The sequence below is a fragment of the Bradyrhizobium sp. LeoA1Lang genome (assembly GCF_055413685.1).
The window spans coordinates 1-253 of record NZ_JBVAPG010000644.1 but is presented as its reverse complement, the minus strand read 5'-3'; the positions used below and the strand labels follow the sequence as shown (position 1 = coordinate 253).

1 pseudogene is annotated in these 253 nt (G+C 59.7%); it reads right to left on the bottom strand.

Features of this window, described 5'->3' with window-relative positions:
- Window positions 1–141, bottom strand: a pseudogene (locus tag ACZYOF_RS44825) (transposase); the annotation flags it as partial.
- Window positions 142–253: the final 112 nt, after the last annotated feature.

The following is a 253-nucleotide window of genomic DNA, read 5'->3' as shown; positions in this document are numbered from 1 at the left end:
CTCGCCGTCCGGATTGAGCGCCAGCGCGACATAGACGGCCTTGTTCTTGACCATGCCTTCATCGCGAATCTTGACCCGCAGCGCGTCGAAAAATACCACCGGATAGACCGGGTCGAGCGGCCGACTTGGGGATGTCCCGATCGCTGTTGAACTACGTCGGGCCGACGTTGCCAGAATGAATGTTACGCGGCCCTTGTGACATGGGCAACGGGCTTGATCGTCATGGGATTGTGGTGAGCTTGAAGGGCCGCAC